This is a genomic window from Rhizobium sp. BK008 (genome assembly GCF_014197345.1).
In the GTDB taxonomy this organism is placed as follows: Bacteria; Pseudomonadota; Alphaproteobacteria; order Rhizobiales; family Rhizobiaceae; genus Rhizobium; species Rhizobium anhuiense.
This window is the reverse complement of the sequence record NZ_JACIFK010000008.1, coordinates 34,576-56,364: the sequence shown is the minus strand read 5'-3', so window position 1 is coordinate 56,364 and position 21,789 is coordinate 34,576. Positions and strand designations below refer to the sequence as shown.

The 21,789-nt window shown below is 61.3% G+C and carries 17 protein-coding genes and 1 tRNA gene; 11 read left to right on the top strand and 7 right to left on the bottom strand.

Going from position 1 to position 21,789, the window contains the following annotated elements:
- Positions 1-72 precede the first annotated feature (72 nt).
- From pal to serA, 8 genes are all read left to right on the top strand, one after another.
- The gene (gene pal, locus FHT69_RS26300; protein ID WP_018243435.1) at positions 73-606 is read left to right on the top strand and encodes a peptidoglycan-associated lipoprotein Pal; all 534 of its coding nucleotides are present in this window, start codon (positions 73-75) and stop codon (positions 604-606) included.
- A gap of 161 nt (positions 607-767) precedes the next feature.
- A complete protein-coding gene (gene ybgF, locus FHT69_RS26295) occupies positions 768-1,754 on the top strand; it encodes a tol-pal system protein YbgF (RefSeq protein WP_183906180.1) in 987 nt (328 codons plus the stop codon).
- An 11-nt stretch (positions 1,755-1,765) separates the two neighbouring features.
- The gene (gene tilS / locus FHT69_RS26290) at positions 1,766-3,187 is read left to right on the top strand and encodes a tRNA lysidine(34) synthetase TilS (RefSeq protein WP_183906179.1); all 1,422 of its coding nucleotides are present in this window, start codon (positions 1,766-1,768) and stop codon (positions 3,185-3,187) included.
- Between the two features lie 97 nt (positions 3,188-3,284).
- Positions 3,285-5,216: an ATP-dependent zinc metalloprotease FtsH gene (ftsH, locus tag FHT69_RS26285; protein WP_047616537.1), complete on the top strand. Its 1,932-nt coding sequence runs from the start codon at positions 3,285-3,287 to the stop codon at positions 5,214-5,216.
- Between the two features lie 241 nt (positions 5,217-5,457).
- Complete coding sequence (gene glmM, locus FHT69_RS26280) at positions 5,458-6,810, top strand: phosphoglucosamine mutase (RefSeq protein WP_047616623.1); 1,353 nt, start codon at positions 5,458-5,460, stop codon at positions 6,808-6,810.
- Between the two features lie 263 nt (positions 6,811-7,073).
- Positions 7,074-7,910: an outer membrane protein gene (locus tag FHT69_RS26275; protein WP_047616539.1), complete on the top strand. Its 837-nt coding sequence runs from the start codon at positions 7,074-7,076 to the stop codon at positions 7,908-7,910.
- A gap of 190 nt (positions 7,911-8,100) precedes the next feature.
- A complete protein-coding gene (locus tag FHT69_RS26270) occupies positions 8,101-9,279 on the top strand; it encodes a phosphoserine transaminase (protein WP_047616763.1) in 1,179 nt (392 codons plus the stop codon).
- Positions 9,280-9,366: 87 nt separating this feature from the next.
- On the top strand, positions 9,367-10,962 hold the full coding sequence (serA, locus tag FHT69_RS26265; protein WP_047616543.1) for a phosphoglycerate dehydrogenase: 1,596 nt from the start codon (positions 9,367-9,369) through the stop codon (positions 10,960-10,962).
- 96 nt (positions 10,963-11,058) lie between these two features.
- Here serA and FHT69_RS26260 read toward each other — a convergent pair whose 3' ends face one another.
- Positions 11,059-11,325 carry a hypothetical protein gene (locus tag FHT69_RS26260; RefSeq protein ID WP_132575576.1) on the bottom strand — a complete coding sequence of 89 codons (267 nt, stop codon included), beginning with the start codon at positions 11,323-11,325 and terminating at the stop codon, positions 11,059-11,061.
- Positions 11,326-11,538: 213 nt separating this feature from the next.
- Here FHT69_RS26260 and FHT69_RS26255 point away from each other — a divergent pair, with 213 nt between their 5' ends.
- From FHT69_RS26255 to FHT69_RS26245, 3 genes are all read left to right on the top strand, one after another.
- A complete protein-coding gene (locus FHT69_RS26255; protein ID WP_183906178.1) occupies positions 11,539-13,623 on the top strand; it encodes a bifunctional diguanylate cyclase/phosphodiesterase in 2,085 nt (694 codons plus the stop codon).
- Positions 13,624-14,084: 461 nt separating this feature from the next.
- A complete protein-coding gene (gene mnmA, locus FHT69_RS26250) occupies positions 14,085-15,284 on the top strand; it encodes a tRNA 2-thiouridine(34) synthase MnmA (protein WP_183906177.1) in 1,200 nt (399 codons plus the stop codon).
- 135 nt (positions 15,285-15,419) lie between these two features.
- A tRNA-Met gene (locus FHT69_RS26245) sits at positions 15,420-15,496 on the top strand.
- A 441-nt stretch (positions 15,497-15,937) separates the two neighbouring features.
- Here FHT69_RS26245 and FHT69_RS26240 read toward each other — a convergent pair.
- The 6 genes from FHT69_RS26240 to FHT69_RS26215 form a co-directional block, all read right to left on the bottom strand.
- Complete coding sequence (locus tag FHT69_RS26240; RefSeq protein WP_047616551.1) at positions 15,938-16,771, bottom strand: VCBS domain-containing protein; 834 nt, start codon at positions 16,769-16,771, stop codon at positions 15,938-15,940.
- A gap of 374 nt (positions 16,772-17,145) precedes the next feature.
- Positions 17,146-17,862: an ABC transporter ATP-binding protein gene (locus FHT69_RS26235; protein WP_097595158.1), complete on the bottom strand. Its 717-nt coding sequence runs from the start codon at positions 17,860-17,862 to the stop codon at positions 17,146-17,148.
- Positions 17,843-18,607, bottom strand: coding sequence for an ABC transporter ATP-binding protein (locus FHT69_RS26230; protein WP_047616555.1), 765 nt, complete (start codon positions 18,605-18,607; stop codon positions 17,843-17,845). Before FHT69_RS26230 ends, FHT69_RS26235 begins: the two co-directional genes overlap by 20 nt.
- Complete coding sequence (locus tag FHT69_RS26225) at positions 18,604-19,608, bottom strand: branched-chain amino acid ABC transporter permease (protein ID WP_127430763.1); 1,005 nt, start codon at positions 19,606-19,608, stop codon at positions 18,604-18,606. The genes FHT69_RS26230 and FHT69_RS26225 overlap by 4 nt, the downstream gene beginning before the upstream one ends.
- Position 19,609: 1 nt before the next feature.
- Positions 19,610-20,473 (bottom strand): branched-chain amino acid ABC transporter permease, encoded by an 864-nt coding sequence (locus tag FHT69_RS26220; RefSeq protein ID WP_063475368.1) that lies wholly within the window; start codon positions 20,471-20,473, stop codon positions 19,610-19,612.
- Between the two features lie 107 nt (positions 20,474-20,580).
- Positions 20,581-21,753, bottom strand: a complete 1,173-nt coding sequence (locus FHT69_RS26215; RefSeq protein WP_063475369.1) for an ABC transporter substrate-binding protein — start codon at positions 21,751-21,753, stop codon at positions 20,581-20,583.
- Positions 21,754-21,789 lie beyond the last annotated feature (36 nt).

Below are 21,789 nucleotides of genomic sequence, written 5' to 3'. Positions count from 1 at the left end.
AATCTTTGAGGGGCGGTTAACCGAGTGCGGTTACTGTCCGGAAACCCTGATGAAATCGCAAGGAGACCGGCCATGAGCCGAATTCATACCCCGGCAATGAGCCGCATGCAGAATTTCGCCCGCAACCCCGTCATGATCGCGCTTATCGCCGGCCTCGCGCTCGCAAGCTGCGCCAAGAAGCCGCCGAACAGCGCCGGCGACCTCGGCCTCGGCACCGGTGCTGGTGGGGCTGCAACGCCGGGCTCTGCCCAGGACTTCACGGTCAATGTCGGCGACCGCATCTTCTTCGACACCGACTCCTCGTCGATCCGCGCCGATGCTTCGCAGACGCTCGACCGTCAGGCCCAGTGGCTTGCCCGCTACCCGAACTACCAGATCACCGTTGAAGGCCATGCTGACGAACGCGGCACGCGCGAATACAACCTCGCGCTCGGCGCCCGCCGTGCGGCTGCCGCCAAGGATTACCTCGCTTCGCGCGGCGTCCCGGCGCAGCGCCTGAAGACGATCTCTTACGGCAAGGAACGTCCGGTCGCCGTCTGCGACGACATTTCCTGCTGGTCGCAGAACCGCCGCGCGGTTACCGTGCTTGGCGGCGCCGGTATGTAACTTCCGGCAACATTCGCTTTTTCGACAGGCGGTCCCATCAGGGGCCGCCTTTTCTTTTTGACCACACTTTGGCCAGACTCCGTTGCTTTTTGAAAGCAATTGGAAAAATCTCCTGTTCGTGCCATCGAGGTGCGAAGAATCACTGGGACAGGACGATACATATGAAGAAACTTGTCGTGGCAGGCATGCTGTGCCTGGCGGCTGTGACCGGGAGCGAACGAGCGGCCTATTCCGCTTCGTTTTTCGGGCTGCATCTTGGCGGCCGATCCGCGGAAAACCAGGCGGCGCCACCTGTTGTCAAGGTGCAGAGCGGCGACGCGGAGGTCCGTGTGCAGCAGCTCGAAGAGCAACTGCGGCAGCTGAACGGCCGGATCGAAGAGATGAGCTTTCAGCTTCTGCAGATGCAGGAGACGATCCGCAAGCAGCAGGAAGACAATGAATTCCGCTTCCAGCAGCTGGAAAAGACGGGCGGCGGCGGTGCCGCCAAGGCTCCGGTCAAGAAGAGTGAGACCGATGTCGCGCCGGCTGCTTCCGGCGGCGACGACATCGCCAGGGTGATTCAAGCACCGCAGGGAGCCGAAACGGCTCCCTCCACCAACGTACCCGCCAATACCGGCCTCGGCCAGCCACCGAAGGAGCTCGGCTCGATCGAGTTCGATCAGAACGGCAATCCGATCGGCGGAAGCGTGGATGAAAATGCCACCATCGGCTCCAGCCCGATTCCCGATGCCAATCCCGGGACGCCGCAGCAGACCGCCTCGCTCGGCAGCGAGGCCGATCAGTACAAGGCGGCCTATGGCCACGTGTTATCGGGCGATTACAGCACGGCCGAGCAGGAATTCACGCAGTACATCACCCGCTACCCAAGCAGCGCGCGGGCGGCGGACGCCAATTTCTGGCTCGGCGAAGCGCTCTATTCGCAGGGCAAGTACAATGAGGCGGCCAAGACTTTCCTCAATGCGCACCAGAAATACGGCACATCCGAAAAGGCGCCGGAAATGCTGTTGAAGCTCGGCATGTCGCTCGCCGCCCTCGACAATACCGAGACGGCATGCGCCACACTGCGCGAAGTCTCGAAGCGTTATCCCAAGGCCTCGCGTGCGGTCATAAGCAAGGTTGCGAGCGAACAGAAGCGCCTCGCCTGCTAAGGTCTTCCGGCATGTCTCCGGAAGCCTCATCGCCGCAACAGGCGATACTCCAGTTTCTCACCTCGCTTCAAAGCCCCGCGCGCATCCTTGTCGCGATCTCGGGCGGCAGCGATTCCACCGGCCTGCTTTTTCTTCTCGATGAAGCCGTAAAGGCCGCGCCCGATCTCAAGATTTCCCTTTGCGCCGCGACCGTCGATCATGCGTTGCGCGCCGGCTCCGCAGACGAGGCGCGCGAGGTCGCTGACCTCTGCGCATCGCTCGGCATTCCTCACACCATCCTGATCTGGCAGGGCGACAAGCCCAAAACCGGCATCATGGCTGCGGCCCGCGAGGCTCGTTATGACCTGCTGGCAGCCGCCGCCCAAAATTTCAAAGCCGATCTCATCGTCACCGGCCATACCTTCGACGACCAGCGCGAAACGTTTGCCATGCGGGGTCTGCGCTCCGAACAAGTTTCAACCGGCATCGCGGATGCGGTGCTGTTCGACCGTCATATCTGGATCATGCGGCCGCTGCTCGGCAGTCGGCGGGCAGATATCCGCGCTTATCTGAAGACACGTGGCATTTCCTGGCTCGACGATCCGAGCAACGAGGATGTGACCTATGAGCGGGTGCGCATGCGCCAGTGGCTCGCGGAGGAGGTGGCTTCCAAGGCAGGGGCGGAGACCGAAGGGCAACGTCTTTTGCTCGCGGCAGATGCAGCCGCTTGGCTCGATCTGCATTTCCGGCTGCATGGCGGTATGCTTGGTCATATCTCTCCCGACGGCCTGAGGGCCGAAGCAGCTGTATTGAATTACGCGCTTGGCCGTCTTGCCGCCGTTTTCGGCGGCCGGGATTTTCCACCGGGCGGCAAGCAGATGGACGGCATTCTCGCCTTTATCGCAGCGGCCAAGGCAGGGCGGATGACGGCGGGCAGGGTGGTGTTCGATCTCAGACGTAGCGGGCTCTATCTCGCCCGCGAAAGCCGCGGCATCCTCCCGCTGTCATTGCAGCCGGGTGAGCGCAGCGTCTGGGATGGACGTTTCGAGGTTGTGAACAATTCCCCGTTCGGCGTCAGGATCGAGGCGGCAGGGATGAATGCAGGACCGGGTGCGGCTGGGTCACCAAAGCGTGAAGAAGAGTGTTCCGCGTCCATAGAGTCCCGCCGATCGGGTTCCTACGACGAGCACAGCATTGCGGTGAGATGGGATGATACCCTGCCTAAAGCGGCATTGAAGCGCGCAACTGCTGCGTTGCCGGTCGTTTTGCCAATGGCTGACATTATTTTTTCCGACGATTTGGCCGGCCGGGTGCGCCTCACGCCTTATTCCGCGCCGTTCGACCGCTTTTTGACACGATTTGATTTCATCTTTGCCAACAGGCTTTCGGCGGTTTTCGCGACGGCGCCCTATGCGAGGCTGCCTTTAAGAAGTATTGACGGAAAAACCATCTGACATGGGGCGTCGCCTTGGCAACGGCACGGCGCAACCCTATGTTAGAAACGAATAAGACGGTCGCCATGAGGCGGCTGTTCCAGTGCTGGGGAGTTCAATGAACCCTAACTTACGTAATTTCGCCTTGTGGGCGATCATCGCGCTTCTGCTGATCGCCCTTTTCAGTATGTTTCAGACGGCGCCGGCGCAGACGGGCTCCCGCGAAATCCCTTATTCGCAGTTTCTGCGTGAGGTCGATGCGGGCCGCGTGAAGGAAGTCGTGGTCACGGGCAACCGTGTCTCCGGAAGCTATGTTGAAAATGGCACCACCTTCCAGACCTATTCGCCTGTGATCGACGACAGTCTGCTCGATCGCCTGCAGTCGAAGAATGTCCTGGTTTCCGCCCGTCCTGAAACGGACGGCTCTTCGGGTTTCCTCAGCTATCTCGGTACGCTTTTGCCGATGCTTCTGATTCTCGGCGTCTGGCTGTTTTTCATGCGGCAGATGCAGGGCGGCTCGCGCGGCGCGATGGGCTTTGGCAAGTCGAAGGCGAAGCTTTTGACCGAAGCGCATGGCCGCGTGACTTTCGAAGACGTCGCCGGTGTCGACGAGGCCAAGCAGGATCTCGAGGAAATCGTCGAATTCCTGCGTGATCCGCAGAAGTTCCAGCGTCTCGGCGGCAAGATTCCGCGGGGCGTGCTGCTCGTCGGCCCTCCGGGTACCGGCAAGACACTGCTCGCCCGCTCGGTCGCCGGCGAAGCCAACGTGCCCTTCTTCACCATTTCGGGCTCCGACTTCGTCGAAATGTTCGTCGGCGTCGGCGCAAGCCGCGTGCGCGATATGTTCGAGCAGGCCAAGAAGAATGCGCCCTGCATCATCTTCATCGACGAAATCGATGCCGTCGGCCGCCATCGCGGCGCCGGTCTCGGCGGCGGCAACGATGAACGCGAGCAGACGCTGAACCAGTTGCTGGTTGAGATGGATGGCTTCGAGGCGAATGAGGGCGTGATCCTGATCGCCGCCACAAACCGTCCCGACGTGCTCGATCCGGCGCTGCTGCGTCCCGGCCGTTTCGACCGTCAGGTCGTGGTGCCGAACCCCGACATCGTCGGCCGCGAGCGTATCCTCAAGGTGCATGCTCGCAACGTTCCGCTGGCGCCGAATGTCGATCTCAAGGTTCTCGCCCGCGGCACGCCCGGTTTCTCCGGCGCCGACCTGATGAACCTCGTCAACGAAGCCGCCCTCATGGCCGCCCGCCGCAACAAGCGCGTCGTCACCATGCAGGAATTCGAAGACGCCAAGGACAAGATCATGATGGGCGCCGAGCGCCGTTCTTCGGCGATGACCGAGGCGGAAAAGAAGCTCACCGCTTACCATGAGGCTGGACACGCCATTACCGCGCTCAATGTCGCCGTCGCCGATCCGCTGCACAAGGCGACGATCATTCCGCGCGGCCGTGCGCTCGGCATGGTCATGCAGCTTCCCGAGGGCGATCGCTACTCGATGAGCTACAAGTGGATGGTTTCGCGCCTCTGCATCATGATGGGCGGCCGCGTCGCCGAGGAGCTCACCTTCGGCAAGGAGAACATCACTTCGGGTGCCTCCTCCGACATCGAGCAGGCGACCAAGCTTGCCCGCGCCATGGTCACGCAGTGGGGCTTCTCCGATCAGCTCGGTCAGGTCGCCTATGGCGAGAACCAGCAGGAAGTCTTCCTCGGCCACTCGGTTTCGCAGTCGAAGAATGTTTCGGAAGCAACCGCGCAGAAGATCGACAATGAAGTGCGCCGCCTGATCGACGAAGCCTATACGCAGGCCCGCACGATCCTGACGGAAAAGCACGACGAATTCGTCGCCCTTGCTGAAGGTCTGCTCGAATACGAGACCCTGACCGGCGAAGAGATAAAGGCGTTGATCCGCGGCGAGAAGCCTTCCCGCGATCTCGGCGATGATTCGCCGCCAAGCCGCGGCTCGGCCGTTCCGAAGGCCGGCGCCCGGCCCGCCACCAAGGGTGACGAGCCGGAAGGCGGTCTCGAACCGCAGCCGCATTAACTGCGTCGACCAACTCGAACAAGGCCGGATTTCCGAAGTGGGAGATCCGGCCTTTTCTATTGGTAACGGGATATAATCATTTTTCTTGCTAATTTACGTGCCGATCGCCGCATTTTGTGGCATTCCGCTGAATTGAGGCAAGCATGAATCACGCTCCTGAATTGACGAGATCTCACTGAAGCCGGATTCGCTTGGAAGAATGCGCTGCCTTGAATGGCGCGCCGAGAGCACAGGAGTGCAGATGAAAAGACGCTATTTCGGTACGGATGGCATTCGCGGCCAATCCAACGTCTTCCCGATGACGCCGGATCTCGCCATGCGGGTCGGCATCGCCGCCGGCACGATCTTCCGCCGCGGCAACCACCGCCACCGCGTCGTCATCGGCAAGGATACGCGCCTTTCCGGCTATATGCTTGAGAATGCCATGGTCGCAGGCTTTACCGCCGCAGGCCTCGATGCCTTTATTCTCGGCCCGATCCCGACGCCTGCCGTCGCCATGCTGACGCGCTCGCTGCGCTGCGATATCGGTGTGATGATTTCGGCCTCGCACAATCCGTACGAGGATAACGGCATCAAGCTCTTTGGCCCCGATGGTTATAAGCTTTCCGACGATATCGAGGCCGAGATCGAGGATCTGCTCGAAAAGGATCTCAACGCGCAGCTTGCCAAATCCGACGATATCGGCCGCGCCAAGCGCGTCGACGGCGTGCATGACCGCTATATCGAACATGCCAAACGCACCTTGCCGCGTGATGTGACGCTGCAGGGTTTGAGGATTGCGATCGACTGCGCCAATGGCGCCGCCTATAAGGTGGCGCCCGCCGTGCTCTGGGAGCTCGGTGCTGACGTCGTCACCATCGGCAACGAGCCGAACGGCACCAATATCAATCTCAATTGCGGCTCCACCAGCCCCGTCGCGCTGCAGAAGAAGGTGGACGAGGTTCGTGCCGATATCGGTATCGCCCTCGACGGCGATGCGGATCGCGTCATCATCATCGACGAAAACGGTTCGATCGTCGACGGCGATCAGCTCATGGCGGTCATCGCCGAGAGCTGGGCCGAGAGCCAGCAGTTGCGCGGCAATGGCATCGTCGCCACCGTGATGTCCAACCTCGGCCTCGAGCGCTTCCTCGACGACCGCGGCATGGCGCTTGCCCGCACGAAAGTCGGCGACCGCTATGTCGTCGAGCATATGCGCCAGAATAATTACAATGTCGGCGGCGAGCAGTCCGGTCATATCGTGCTGTCGGATTATGGCACGACCGGCGATGGTCTCGTCGCTGCTCTGCAGATCCTGGCTGCGGTCAAGCGCACCGGCCGGACCGTCAGCGAAGTCTGCCGCCGTTTCGAGCCGGTGCCGCAGCTCCTGCGCAATGTCCGCATCAGCGGTGGCAAGCCGCTGGAAGATATCCAGGTGCAAAAGGCGATCGCCGATGCCGAAGCCGAACTCGCCAGGAACGGCCGGCTCGTCATTCGCCCCTCGGGCACTGAGCCACTGATCCGTGTCATGGCCGAAGGCGACGACCGTGCCCAGATCGAACGCATCGTCAACGAGCTGATCGGCACGATCTCGAACGTCCGGACCGCCGCCTGATCCAATGAGGAAAGAATAACGAAAAAGCCGGTGCATCAGCGCCGGCTTTTTCGTTATGCATGCCCGCTATCGTGAGCCGATTACTGCCAAGCCGCTCCCCACGATCCAAACTGATCTATGCTCGGGCCGCGTAATGCCTCGGCATCTAGGTAAATGATCGTGGTTAAGCAGCTTTTAACGTTTCCCATTCATTATCCATCCGAAGCGTATCAGATTGGCAGCGACTGCGCCTGCCGACGCAACGGGATTTTGGAGTGGGATCCATGAAAAGAAGCTTGTCCGGCATCTTCGCCGCATTGTTGATCGCGACAAACGCCTATTCCGCGGACCTCGCCCCTGCCGAGCCGATCCCGGAGCAGCCGCCCGAGGTGGCGGTCAGCGAAGCGACGGGCTGGTACTTGCGCGGCGATGTCGGTTATGCCTTCACCGATCTGCGTGGCGCCCGCTATTTTCAGGGCAGCAATGCGACGGAGGTCGATTTCGACCGTGCCGACCTCGACGACGCATGGACGGTCGGCGGTGGTGTCGGTTATCAGATCAACAGCTATCTGCGCACCGACCTGACCTTCGACTATCTCACGCAGGCGGATTTCCACGGTTCGACGGTCGGACAGTGCGGCTTCCCGCTGGTGGATTGCACCTCGAGCGACCGCTCCTCGCTAACCGCCTACACATTGCTCGCCAACGCTTACGTTGATCTCGGCACCTACGGCTATGTCACGCCTTATGTCGGCGCCGGTATCGGCGGTTCCTACGTCAAGTGGAAGAACCTGCGCAACGTTGCCTGCGCCGATGACGGCAGCTTCTGCGACGACGAGGTCACCCATGGCGGCAAGGGCAACTGGCGCTTCACCTACGCGCTCATGGCCGGCGCCTCGATCGACGTCACCTGCAACATCAAGGCCGATGTCGGTTACCGTTACCTGCATATCGACGGCGGCAACATGTTCGGCTATTCGGACAATGGCGGCCCGGGCCGTGACAAGGGCCTCAGCGCCCATGAAGCCCGCGTCGGCGCCCGTTATCTCTTCGGCGGATGCGCCCAGGCGAGCTATGAGCCGCCGCCGGAAATTCCGCTGCAGCAGCCGGTCTACAAATAAGTTCGATCCAGCCACCAGATCAGAAAGCCGCCCTCGCTCCGGGCGGCTTTTTCATTTTCGCCACCTCTCCTGCGTCAAAATATCCTCTCTCTGCGACACTTCCATCTTGACTATGACGCGTCCGATCCATACACACGGCGGCGGGACACCCTTCCCCAACGAAGGGCTTTCTATCTGAGAGGATAGCATCATGGCGAAGACCGCAAAGCCGGACATCCGTCCGCACAATACTCATTTTTCTTCTGGCCCTTGCTCGAAGCGTCCCGGTTGGTCGCTCGAAGCCCTTTCCGACGCGGCCCTTGGCCGTTCGCACCGCGCGAAGGTCGGCAAGACCAAGCTGAAGCAGGCCATTGACCTTACCCGTGAAATTCTCGAAGTGCCGGCAGATTACCGCATCGGCATCGTCCCGGCTTCCGATACCGGCGCCGTCGAAATGGCGCTCTGGTCGCTGCTCGGCGAACGCGGCGTCGATATGCTCGCCTGGGAAAGCTTCGGCGCCGGCTGGGTCACCGATGTCGTCAAGCAGTTGAAGCTCAAGGACGTGCGCAAGCTCGAAGCCGGTTACGGCGAGCTTCCCGATCTCGCGACCGTCGATTTCGACCGCGACGTGGTCTTCACCTGGAACGGCACCACCTCGGGCGTGCGCGTGCCGAACGCCGATTTCATTCCTGCCGACCGCAAGGGCCTGACGATCTGCGACGCCACCTCGGCGGCTTTCGCCCAGGAACTCGATTTCGCCAAGCTCGACGTCGTCACCTTCTCCTGGCAGAAGGTTCTGGGCGGCGAGGGCGCACACGGCGTCATCATTCTTTCGCCGCGCGCAGTCGAGCGCCTCGTCACCTACACGCCGGCCTGGCCGCTGCCGAAGATCTTCCGCATGACCTCGGGCGGCAAGCTGACGGAAGGCATCTTCCAGGGCGAGACGATCAACACGCCGTCGATGCTCTGCGTCGAGGACTATATCGATGCGCTCGTCTGGGCCAAGGGTCTCGGCGGCCTCAAGGCGCTGATTGCGCGCGCCGATGCCAATGCCAAGGTCATCCACGATTTCGTCGCGGCAAACGACTGGATCGCCAATCTCGCCGTCAAGGCGGAAACCGCCTCCAACACCTCCGTCTGCCTGAAGATCGTCGACAAGGACATCGCAGCCCTCGATGACGACGGCCAGGCGAATTTCGCCAAGGGTCTGGTCGGCCTCCTGGAAAAGGAAGGCGTCGCTTACGATGTCGGCCATTACCGCGACGCGCCGTCCGGCCTGCGCATCTGGGCCGGCGCCACGATCGAGGCATCCGACATGCAGAAGCTCATGCCATGGCTTTCCTGGGCCTTCGAAACCCAGAAGGCGCAGCTCGCTCAGGCCGCCGCCTGAGGTGATCGCATCCGGCTCCGCCACAAGGCGGCGGAGCCCAGCATTTCTGATTTCATTCATCGCTGAACACTTTTGAAGGAGGCCCTCATGGCACCTCGCGTTCTCGTATCCGACGAATTGTCGGAAACCGCCGTCCAGATCTTTCGCGACCGTGGCGTCGAAGTCGATTTCGAACCGCAGCTCGGCAAGGACAAGGACCGCCTGCTCGAAGTCATCGGCAATTATGATGGCCTGGCTATCCGCTCCGCCACCAAGGTGACGGAAAAGATCATCGAAGGGGCGAAAAACCTCAAGGTGGTCGGCCGCGCCGGTATCGGCGTCGACAATGTCGATATCCCGGCCGCCTCGCGGCGCGGCATCATCGTCATGAACACGCCCTTCGGCAACTCGATCACGACAGCCGAACACGCGATTGCGCTGATGTTCGCCGTCGCCCGCCAGCTTCCGGCCGCCGATACCTCGACGCAGGCCGGCAAGTGGGAGAAGTCGAAGTTCATGGGTGTCGAGATCACCGGCAAGACGCTCGGCGTCATCGGCGCCGGCAATATCGGCTCGATCGTCTGCGCGCGCGCCATCGGCCTGAAGATGCACGTCGTCGCCTACGACCCGTTCCTTTCCAAGGAGCGCGCCGAGGAGATGGGCGTCACCAAGGTCGAGCTGGAAGAGCTTTTCGCCCGCGCCGATTTCATCACGCTGCATGTGCCGATGACCGACAAGACGCGCGGCATCCTCAACAAGGAAGCACTGGCAAAGACCAAGCCCGGCGTGCGCATCATCAACTGCGCCCGCGGCGGCCTGGTCGATGAGGCAGCGCTTGCCGAAGCGATCAAGTCGGGCCATGTCGCGGGTGCCGCCTTCGACGTGTTCGAGGTCGAGCCCGCCAAGGAAAGTCCGCTCTTCGGCCTGCCGAACGTCGTCTGCACGCCGCATCTCGGCGCCTCAACGACCGAAGCGCAGGAGAACGTCGCTCTGCAGGTGGCCGAACAGATGGCCGATTACCTCGTCAATGGTGCGGTCTCCAACGCCATCAACATGCCGTCGATCACGGCTGAGGAAGCGCCGATCCTGAAGCCCTTCATCCGCCTTGCCGACGTTCTCGGCGCCTTTGTCGGCCAGGTCACCGAAGAGCCGATCAAGGAAATCGAAATCCTTTATGACGGCATCACCGCCAACATGAACACGCGGGCGCTGACGAGTGCCGTGCTCGCCGGCCTCATCCGGCCGCAGGTCGCCGACGTCAACATGGTTTCGGCGCCGATCATGGTCAAGGAAAAGGGTGTCGTGCTGTCCGAGGTCAAGCGCGACAAGACGGGTGTATTCGACGGTTACATCAAGCTGACGGTGACGACCGAAAGCATGACGCGCTCGGTCGCCGGCACGGTGTTTTCGGATGGCAAGCCGCGCTTCATCCAGATCAAGGGCATCAACCTCGATGCCGATGTCGGCTCGCACATGATCTATATCACCAATACCGACGTCCCAGGCATGATCGGCTTCATTGGCACGACGCTCGGAGCGGCCGGCGTCAACATCGCCAACTTCCAGCTCGGTCGTGACAAGCAGGGCGGCGACGCCATTGCGCTGCTCTATGTCGACGGCGAGGTTGACGACGCCGTGCTTGCGCAGCTGACGGCCCATCAGGCGATCCGCCAGGCAAAGCTGCTCACTTTCAACATCGACTGAGTTTCCTCCTCGGGATCTCGATCCGGCAAGAATGACAACAAAAACCCGGCGCGGGAAACGGCGCCGGGTTTTTGTTGTGTCGGAATCGAATGGATCTCAGTGCGGCCGGCGTTTTCGGCGGACGATCTTGCCGAAACGGGCGATATCGTCTTCAGCCTTCGTGCGGTGAAGGAAGGCAAGCCGGCTGCCGTCCAGACCCTCGTAGAATTCGTCCCAGGAAATCTCTTCCTGCGTTTCAGAGGAAAAATCGACGCGAACGGTTTCGCTATCCGGTGCGTTCTTGATACGGGCGGGACGGCCGCCACGCGCCTCGATCCAATGCCTGATCCTGCTGTAATCCGTCGTCGTGCCGAACCTGCCCATGAAACCCTCCTCAGCAATGCGACATCGATGACCCGGAACGCATGATCGACGCAATTGTTCCGGGGCATCCAAATTATTTTATTGAAGATGAGGCAGAGCGCCGTTTGCTCGTTTCACAGGCGGAAGCCTAAAGTTTAGGCCGAGTATGATTCTGATTTTATTTAACTTTTCTCAGTATACCCTGGCATCGGCATCAACCGCGCGTGAATTTCCATGGCCCCTTTGCAGAAGACCGAGCAGATCGAGGCACTGAACGATGACTTCCGGTCATTGTTTGCAACGCATCCATCCCCGATGTGGGTCTATGATCCGGTATCGCTGCGGTTTCTCAGCGTCAACGAAGCGGCGGTAGCCCTTTACGGCTACGGCGCGGACGAATACCGGCGCATGACGGTTCTGGATATCCGCCCCCAGCATGAGCGGGAACGGATGATCGAGGCCGTCAACGGCCGTACCGACATGGAAAAGGCGGAGCGCTGGCTTCATCTCAAGGCGAACGGCGAGACCTTCGAGGTGCTGACCTATGGCCGTGAAGTGCGTTTCGAGGGACGGGCGGCGATCCTGGCAATCGTGCAGGACCGCAGCGAGGTCAACGCCGCCAGGCGCCAAATGAGCGATACACGCTCGCTTCTCGACAGCATCGTCGACAATCTGCCGGTCGGGGTCTTCGTCAAGGACATGGAAGCGGACGGGCTTTACATTCTCTTCAACGAGGCCTGCGGCGACATCGTCGGCATGAAGGCGCGGGATGTGGCCGGCCGAACCGACCGGGCGCTGTTTGCCGCCGGCCAGACAGACGCTTTCCGTGAGCAGGATCGCCGGGCCTTCGAAGCCAAGAGGACGATCAGCTTCGAAGAGACGATGCTGCGTCCCGACGGAGCGCAACGCATCCTGCGCACCGTCAAGCGCGTCCTGCCGGCGCCGGAGGGCCATGCGCCGCGCTATCTGCTTGGCATTTCGCAGGATGTGACGGAGGAGCGTGCCATCGAGGCAAAGCTTGCCCATCTTGCTATGCATGATGCCCTGACCGGCTTGCCGAACCGGGCAGCATTTTCTGAACATATCGATAAGCGCGTGGCCGAAGCGACCACAGAGAGCCCGATCGCGCTGCTCTATATCGACATCGATCATTTCAAGCACATCAACGACAGCAAGGGGCATGCCGCCGGCGACGCTCTGCTTTGCCAAGTGTCGGAGCGTCTGCTGCAATTGGCGGAGGCGGGCGATCTCGTCGCCCGTCTCGGCGGCGATGAGTTCGCCATCGTGCTCGAACTCGGCGAGCCTGAGCGGGTCGGGCGTTTTGCACAGCGACTGCTGCAGACGCTTAGCCATGCCTTCGATCTCGACGGCGCCCGGGAGCATGCCACCTGCAGCATCGGCATCGCCTTGGCGCCGGATCATGCCGGCGACGCGGATGTGCTGATGCGCCATGCGGATCTGGCGCTCTATGCCGCCAAGGAGAGTGGGCGCTCGACCTATCGCTTTTACGAGACGGAGATGCGGCTTGCCGCCGAGCGGCGGCATGTGATGACCGCAGAGCTGTGGGAGGCGCTGGAGAAGCGCCAGTTCGAGCTGCATTACCAGCCGATCGTGCAGCTCGACAATGACGGCATCGCCGGCTTCGAGGCGCTGATCCGCTGGCGCCATCCCAAGCGCGGCCTGGTGGCGCCGATGGATTTCATTCCGCTCGCCGAGGAGACCGGCCTCATCGTACCGATCGGCGACTGGGTGATCCGGGAAGCCTGTCGTGCCGCCGCCGGCTGGCCCGCCCATCTCAGGATCGCTGTCAATCTCTCCGTCAGCCAGTTCCGGCATGCGAGCCTGCTTTCGACCGTAGTCGCGGCGCTCAACGAAACGGGGCTGAATGCCGACCGGCTTGAAATCGAAATCACCGAATCCGTCTTCCTGACCGATGCCGACCAAAGCCTACCGCTGCTGCGGGCACTGAAGGAGCTTGGGATCCGCATCGCCATCGACGATTTCGGTACGGGTTATTCGTCGCTGAGCTATCTCAGGGCTTTCCCCTTCGACAAGATCAAGCTCGATCGCAGCTTCGTTTCAGGCATCGAGACGGATGCCGGCAATCTTGCCATCGTGCGCGCCGTCGTCGGTATCGGTTCCGGTTTCAACGCAACGACGCTGGCCGAGGGGATCGAGACCGAAGAGCAGTTGCAGAAGCTGCGCGCCGAAGGTTTCCGCGAGGTGCAGGGCTATCTGCTTGGCCGGCCGATGCCGCAGCACGAGGCAGAGGTGCTGATCCACGGCCACGCGCTGAAGGCCGCTTCCTCACGCGGGTGACAAACGGCGGTGCTTGCGCGGGAGCTGGGTTCAGCCGTCCGAGGAGCAGGCATGCCGCTTGAGACCATCAAGCATTCGTTATTTTGAGAACGGCGGCCGAACCGGCATAATTCTCGTGGGCTGGAAGGAGGATGTATATGAAACGCTATTCATTCTCGATGATCGGACTGGCGCTCGTGACTGCCATCATCGTCAATCCGGGTATCGCATTCGCCTGCAACAAGCTGATCGGCACCTGAGCCGCACCCCCCGCTTCCGAGGCGCGGTTTCGGCTGCGCCTTCTTTTCCACGCGAATTCGAAACTATCGGGCGTCCGAAGGCCCGCCCCTTGCGTCCAGGGACAATCCTTTCTATATCGGTCCCTCATCGAGAGACGGCGGCCGATCCCGCCGGAGATCAGCAAATCCGCCGCAATTGCAGCGCAAGGGCGGATCGTGACCCAAGCAGAATTGGCATCATCGTTGAACACACTGGATTTTGATAAGAAGCCGGAAGAGACCCGCGTCGTCGTCGCCATGTCGGGCGGCGTCGATTCATCCGTCGTCGCCGGCCTTCTCAAACAGCAGGGTTACGATGTGCTCGGCATCACGCTGCAGCTTTACGATCATGGCGCCGCCGTTCATCGCGCCGGCTCCTGCTGCGCCGGCCAGGATATCGACGATGCGCGCCGCGTCTGCGAAACGCTCGGCATCCCGCATTATGTGCTCGATTACGAAAAGCGTTTTCGCGAGACGGTAATCAATCCCTTCGCCGAAAGCTATGTGGCGGGCGAAACGCCGATCCCCTGCGTGTCCTGCAACCAGACCGTCAAATTCGCCGATCTGCTGGCGACGGCCAAGGAACTCGGCGCCGATGCGCTGGCGACCGGCCACTATATCCGCTCGGGCCCGAACCCTTCGCCCGAGAATCCCGGCCGCCGCGCGCTGTTCCGCCCGGCCGATGCCGACCGCGATCAGAGCTATTTCCTCTTCGCCACGACGCAGGAACAGATCGACTATCTGCGCTTTCCCTTGGGCGGCCTGCCGAAGGCCGAGACCCGCAGGCTTGCCGAAGAAATGGGCCTCGTCGTCGCCAAGAAGGCCGACAGCCAGGACATCTGCTTCGTGCCGCAGGGCAAATATTCCGACATCATCACCAAGCTGAAGCCGAATGCGGCGCTGGCCGGTGAGATCGTCCATCTCGATGGCCGCGTGCTCGGGACCCATGAGGGTATCCTGCATTTCACCATTGGTCAGCGCCGCGGCATCGGCATCGCCACCGGCGAGCCGCTCTATGTCGTCTTTCTCGACGCCCGTTCGCGCCGCGTCATCGTCGGGCCGAAAGAGGCTCTGGAAACGCACCGCGTCTACCTGCGCGATGTCAACTGGCTAGGCGACCAGACGCTTGCGGAAGCCGCTTCCGGCGCAGGCTTTGCCTGCTACGCCAAAGTCCGCTCGACGAGGGCGCCGGCGCCTGCCGTGCTGCATGTCGATGCGACTGGCACCTATGTCGACCTGACGGTCGGCGAGGCAGGCATCGCGCCCGGCCAGGCCTGCGCGCTTTATTCCGCCCCCGGCGACAACGCCCGCGTCTTCGGCGGCGGCTTCATCGAGCGCTCCGAGCGCGAACCGTCGGCGGAAGCTTCGCTGAAGGCCCTTTTGGCCGGCCCCGTCGCCGCCTGAAAGCCATAGGAAACGGCGCCCTATAAAGCCCACCGTTTTTCTCGATCATGCGCTTGACACAAAGCCGAAGCGCACCTTATAAGCCGCTCATCCCACGAACCGGCATCGCTTCGCGAGCGGGTATCGTTGACCAGTGGCGGAGTAGCTCAGTAGGTCAGAGCAGAGGAATCATAATCCTTGTGTCGGGGGTTCAAATCCCTCCTCCGCTACCATCTCCTTATTGCAGAAATAGCGATTTATGCGGCTCGATTTTGAGCCGGTTCCGACGGTCGTGGTAGCACGTTGGTAGCAGCGCCAGACGTTCGCGGCGAGGGGAAAACCAGTTGCCCTTCATCTGCAGCCGCCAACGCCGAGGACAGACCTATCTGTAAAGCGTCAAAAGCAATACAGGCATCTTCGTCGCCCAAAAATGGGATGCGACAGCGATAATAATAGCCCATACGGCAAGCGAGAACATGACCGCCGCTAACCTGATTCCGACTGGCTGCATCAATTCCTCCATCCCAGCATAATCGTGCCTCCTCGCACGATCCTATGCTAGCAAGACGCAACTCGGTCAGCTATCGCAAGATATTGGTATCAAATAGCGACAGCAGAGAGCGCTTGGCGAAGATGCAAAGATGTCGGCGATACAATGTCCTTTTCCCCATCCGTCAAACGATGAAATGGAAGTTGTCGTATTGCGCACCATAATAATCCGGGCCGCTCGTTTCGGTGATCACGGGTTCGGTGTCGAGTATGAGGTAGTCGATCGGGCCGTAGGCGCTGAGATCGATCATTTGCGGGTCATGAATGCTGTCGGCGGTGACGTTGACCGTGACCAAGAATACGGTATCGCCGTTCAACTTGCCTTCGATCGTTAGAACGTTGTCATAGTCCGATGTGCCGTTTGCGACACTGAATTGCTCGATCTGAAAGTCACCGCCATCGGCGGCTTGGATGGGTGTCCAGAACACGCCTCCTCCCAGATAGTGGTTGCCATCCGCTTCCTCCCGCACAGTCGCGTCGTCACCATCGTACCAGGCGCCCCAATCGAAACCTTTATAGCCTGTAGGGAAGTCGTGTTTGCCGACATCCTCGAAGTTAACGAAGACGTCGCCGCGTTCCGGCAGGTCGACCGCGATATTGAGCAGGCCGAAGTCGGTGGCGCCTTTGCCATCCGAGATCTTGAAATTGAACTGGTCGGCGAGTTGATCTCCTGGGCCGAGCGCGGCCACGATCGGGTTGGAGTGATCGAGTTCGTACGTGTAGTTGCCGTTGGAATAGACGGTCAGCGTGCCGTATTTTCCCTCGATGGTCGTCGTCGTGGCGGGTCCATCCGGATCGGCCGGTTGCGGAATTCGCTGTCCATTCACGAAGTTGAGGCGCACCCGATCTCCATCGGCATCGGTGGAACTGGTGTTGTCCAGGATGTTGCCGTCGATCGGGTTGTCGATGTTGAAAATAGGCTGGTACACGTCACCTGCGACCGGCTTGTGGTTTGCCATTTCTATCCCCCCGTTTGATCTGCTGTTCCAGTGTGCAACTTTATCGAGTGTGTTGACAACAGAAATCGATGAAGCATCGGATAAATCAACCGGCTATTGCTCCAGCTTCCGAGTAAAAAAAGCGCAATCGACGCAGATTCTGCCTATGATCCAAGCTTTTACGCCTGTCTCGCGCTGCTGCTGCCTCGTCGATCAGAGCATTTCCCGCCTCTTCAGACGATTACCATTTTCGCCGGCACAAGACGTTCCAGGCAGCATAATAATGGCAGAGCAACGATGCCGTCATAATGACGATATACTGGATGAATTGCTCTGTCTGTCCGGCACAACGGTGAAGACAGGACGGGGGATTGATCGGCCGCTCCGGCCGTGCGTCAATGCAGGCCGCCGACCCCGAGCAGGCTCTCGACAGCCTCGTGATCGCTGGTGAGGCGCTCCGGCGTTCCCGCCCAGGCCAGTCGCCCTCGTTCGAGAATGACGACCTGATCGGCGAAATCGAGCGCGCTCTGGATACGCTGTTCGACCAGGAGGATCGTCATGTCTCCCGTCTTGGCGAGTTCGGCAAAGGCAGCCATCAATTCCTCGCAGATAACCGGGGCGAGGCCCTCCAGCGGTTCGTCGAGCAACAGGACGGAGGGGCGGCCGAGAATGGTGCGGGCCGTCGAGAGCATCTGCTGCTCGCCGCCCGAGAGTTGGCTGCCGAGGTTGCGGCGGCGCTCCTTCAGACGCGGGAACATGGCATAGGCTTCCTCTAGCGCCGTCCTCGGCCGCGTCTTCAAGCCGACGAAAAGGTTCTCTTCGACCGTCAGCGTCGGGAAGACGCAGCGCGTCTGCGGCACATATCCCAGGCCCTTATGCGCCCGTGTCGCGCTGGCTGCCGTGGTGACATCCGAACCGCCGAGGCGGATGCTGCCCTCGTAGCGCTTGGTCTGGCCGGCAAGCGTTGCCAAGAACGTGGTCTTGCCCATGCCGTTGCGGCCGAGCACGGCCAGCCGTGCGCCCGCCGGCACGGAGAGAGAAATGCCTTCGAGCACTCTCGTCGGCCCATATCCCGCCGACAGATTTTCGACCTCAAGCGATATGGCTGGCATTGGCATAGCTCCCGAGATAGGCCTCGCGCACGCGCGCATCCTTGGTGACGTCTTCAGGCAGGCCGTCGAAGATGATTGCGCCTGATGCAAGCACGATGACGCGTTTTGCAAAACGGAAGACGAGGTCCATGTCGTGTTCAATCATCAGCACGGCGAGATCGGCGGGCAGATCGGCAAGCGCCTGCTCGATGCGGCCGGTATCGCTCTGCGGCACGCCGGCTGCCGGCTCGTCGAGCAGCAGCACCTTCGGTCTCAGCGCCAGTGCCACGGCGATCTCGAGAAGCCGCTGCTGGCCATAGGCGATCTCGCTGACCTTGCGATGCATCAGCAAAGCCAATCCGAGCTTTCCCAAGAGATCGTCGACTTCCGCCATGACGTCAGGCATTCGCAGGAAATTTCCGAACATATGGCCGGTCTTTCCGTCGCGTTGGAGGACGGCAAGCCCCACATGCTCGGCTGGCGTCATCTCCTGGAAAAGCCGTGTCACCTGAAAGGAGCGGACAAGGCCGCGCTTGACCCTGCCGATCGCATCGACTTTCGTCACCCTTTCGCCGCCGAGGCGAACCTCGCCGGAATCGGGCGACAGATTGCCGGTCACGAGGTTGACGAAGGTGGTCTTGCCGGCGCCGTTCGGGCCGATCAATGCGATGCGATCGCCTGGCGACATTGCGAGCGATACATCGTTGGTGACGGCAAGGCCGCCGAAGGCTTTCCTGAGATTGGCGACTTCGAAGACGGGGCTCATGAGCGTTGCTCCGTGCGACGTCCAATGAAGGCCGCGGCTGTGCCATAGAGGCCTTTCGGCGCAAAGAGCACGACGGCGATCAGCAGCGCGCCGACCATCGTCAGCCAATGAAAGGGATTGGCGGCCGAGACATAATCTTCAAAGAGCATGAAGATGACAGTGCCGGAGAGCGCGCCGAAGAGAGAACCGGTGCCGCCGAGCACCAGCATGACAAGCGCTTCGGCAGATTGGGTGAAAGACAGGCTGTCCAGGCCGACGACCTGTGTCGAGATCGCATTCAAGGCGCCGCCGACACCGGCAACCGCGCCCGAGATTCCATACATCCTGATGAGAGCGGCCTTAGGCGAAGCGCCCATGGCGCGAACGCGCAGCGGGTCCTGCTTGATGGCGCGGCAGAGCATGCCGAAGGGTGAGCGGACCAGGAACCGCAGCAGCACGAAGACGATCAGCAGCAGCGCCATTCCGAAGAAGAAGGCGGTATGTCCGTAGAGGTCGAATTCGAAGAGGCCGAAGACCGGATCCGGCGCGATGCCGGAAAGCCCATCGCTGCCGCCTGTCCATGACGACGCCTTGTTGGCGAATTCATGGAAGAGGTTGATGAGCGCAATTGACAGCACGAGCTGCGGCAAGCCATGCGCACGCAGGATGATTGCGCCGCAGAAGAGCCCGGCAACCGCGCCGCCTGTTATGCCGGCCAACATCATCAGCAGCGGATCATTGATGCCGTAATGTGCCGACAGGATCCCGGCGGCATAGGCGCCGGAGCCGAAAAGTGCTGCATGGCCGAGCGTTGCGACGCCGCAATAACCGGTCACGAGATCGAGCGACAGGACGAGCAGCGCGATCGTGATCATCCGGGTCAGAAGGGCGAGATTATCGGGGAAGGCGAAATAGCCGATCGCGGCAAAGACTGCCATGACCGCTATTCCGGCGAGATCCCGGCCCATGGTGCCGCGCCGATGCTGGAGACGTCCGTTTTCGTTGTTGATCACAAGTGCCATCTCATTTCGCCCTTCCGGCAAGGCCGCGCGGGAAGACGCAGATGATCGCGATCACGGCGAGATAGAAGAAGAATTCGCCGAATTCAGGCATCAGATACCGCCCGGTCGTATCGATCGCGCCGAGCAACAGGCAGGCGATCAGCGCGCCCGGAATGGAACCCGCGCCGCCGACGGAGACGACGACCAGGAAGGTGACCATGTAGCGCAGCGCGTAATAGGGTTCGACCGGCAGGAGTTCGGCGCCGACCACGCCGCCGAACGCGGCAAGCCCGACGGCAACGGCAAAGCTCACCGCATAGATGATCTCGGTGCGCACGCCGAGTGCTGCAGCCATCGCCGCATCATCGACGGAGGCGCGCAGCTTGACGCCGAAGCTCGTCCTGTCGATCGCAAACCAGAGGGCGAGTGCAACGGCCAGGCCACAGAGGATGACAAAGAGCCGGTGAACGGGAATGGTGCGGAAGCCGAGATCGGCCGATCCTTGCAACGCAGCGGGCAGCGGTATGGTCTTCAGCGTCGGCCCCATCAGGTAGTTTGCGATGCCGATGATGCAGAAAGTGAGGCCGATCGTCATCAGCACCTGGGTCAGCTCGGGCGCGCCATAGATCCGGCGGTAGAGGAAACGCTCGACCGGGATTGCGACGATGATGGTGATCACAACGGCGGCGAGGACCGCCACGGCATAACCAAGGCCGAGGTCGCGGGCGACATAGGAGGCGATATAGCCCCCGATCATCGCGAAGGCGCCGTGAGCGAGGTTGACGACACGCATCAGCCCCATGGTGACGGAAAGGCCAATCGATATCACGAAGAGCACCATGCCGTAGGCAAAGGCATCGACGGCTATGCTGAAGACTGTCTGCATGGAACTACCTTGCTTCGATGCGACGGGCTTGGCGCGCCTTGACCGTTCCGGAGATCGGAAGCCTGCCCGGCAATCGCCAAACCCGTCGCAAATCAGGATGGCGTCGGTTATTTGGCCGCCGCCAGGCCTGGATCGCCCTGTTTCTCGAAGGTCTGGACTTCCTTGTTGATATAGGTCCCGTCATCGGCTTTGACGACTTCGCGCAGATAGATGTTCTGCGTGATGTGACGGCTTTCCGGATCGATCGAAACCGGGCCGCGTGGGCTTACCCAGGCAAGACCCTTGACCGCATCGACGGCCTTCTCGGCATCCTGCTTGCCGCCCGTCGCCTCGATCATCTTGTAGATGACATACATGCCGTCATAGGCGCTGACCGCGGGGAAGGAGAGTTCGGCCTTGTTGCCGATCGCTTTGGCAGCCGCCTCGACGAAAGCCTTGTTCTCAGGAGAGTCGTGCGACACCGCGTAGTGGAAGGTCGTCTGAATGCCGAGCGCGGCATCGCCCAGCGCCGGCAAGTCGGATTCCTGCGTCAGATCGCCCGGCGCGAAGAACTTGATGCCGGCGGCCTTCAGGCCATTGTCGTTGTACGCCTTGACGAAGCCGAGTGTCGTCGGCCCCGATGGCAGGAAGGCGAAGACGCCCTGCGCGCCGGAATCCTTGATGCGCTGCATGATCGGGCTGAAGTCGTTGGTCGCAAGCGGCATGCGGATTGCCTCGACCACCTGACCGCCGGCCTTTTCGAACCCCGCCTTGAAGGCATTCTCGGCGTCGATACCGGGGCCGTAATCGCTGACGACCGAAATCACCTTTTTGACGCCGGCGTCGAAGGCGACCTTGGCGATCGGCGTCGAGGTCTGCCAGGTGGTGAAGGAGGTGCGGACGACGAGCGGGCTCTTGGTGACGATCGCCGAGGTGGCGGCGTTCATGATGACCATCGGCACGTTGCCCTGCTTCAGGATCGGCGTCACTGCCATGGCATCGGGCGTGAAATAGAAGCCTGTGAGATATTGGACCTTCTCCTTGACGATCAGTTCCTGCGCCAGCGCCTTGGATTGGGCGGGATCGGCCTGTGGTACGTCGCGATAGACGATTTCGACCGTGTCGCTGCCGACCTTGTTGCCGTTGACCGCCATATAGGCGTCGATGCCGGCCTTGAAGTTCTTGCCCTGCAGCGCGAACGGACCGGAGAACGGGCCGATGACGCCGACCTTGATGGTCTCGGCATAGGCGCTCGTGCCTATGGCGATGGCCGCAACGGCGGCCAGAAACAGCTTCTTCATTCTCTCTCTCCCTTTTGGGCGCACTCCCGCGCCGTA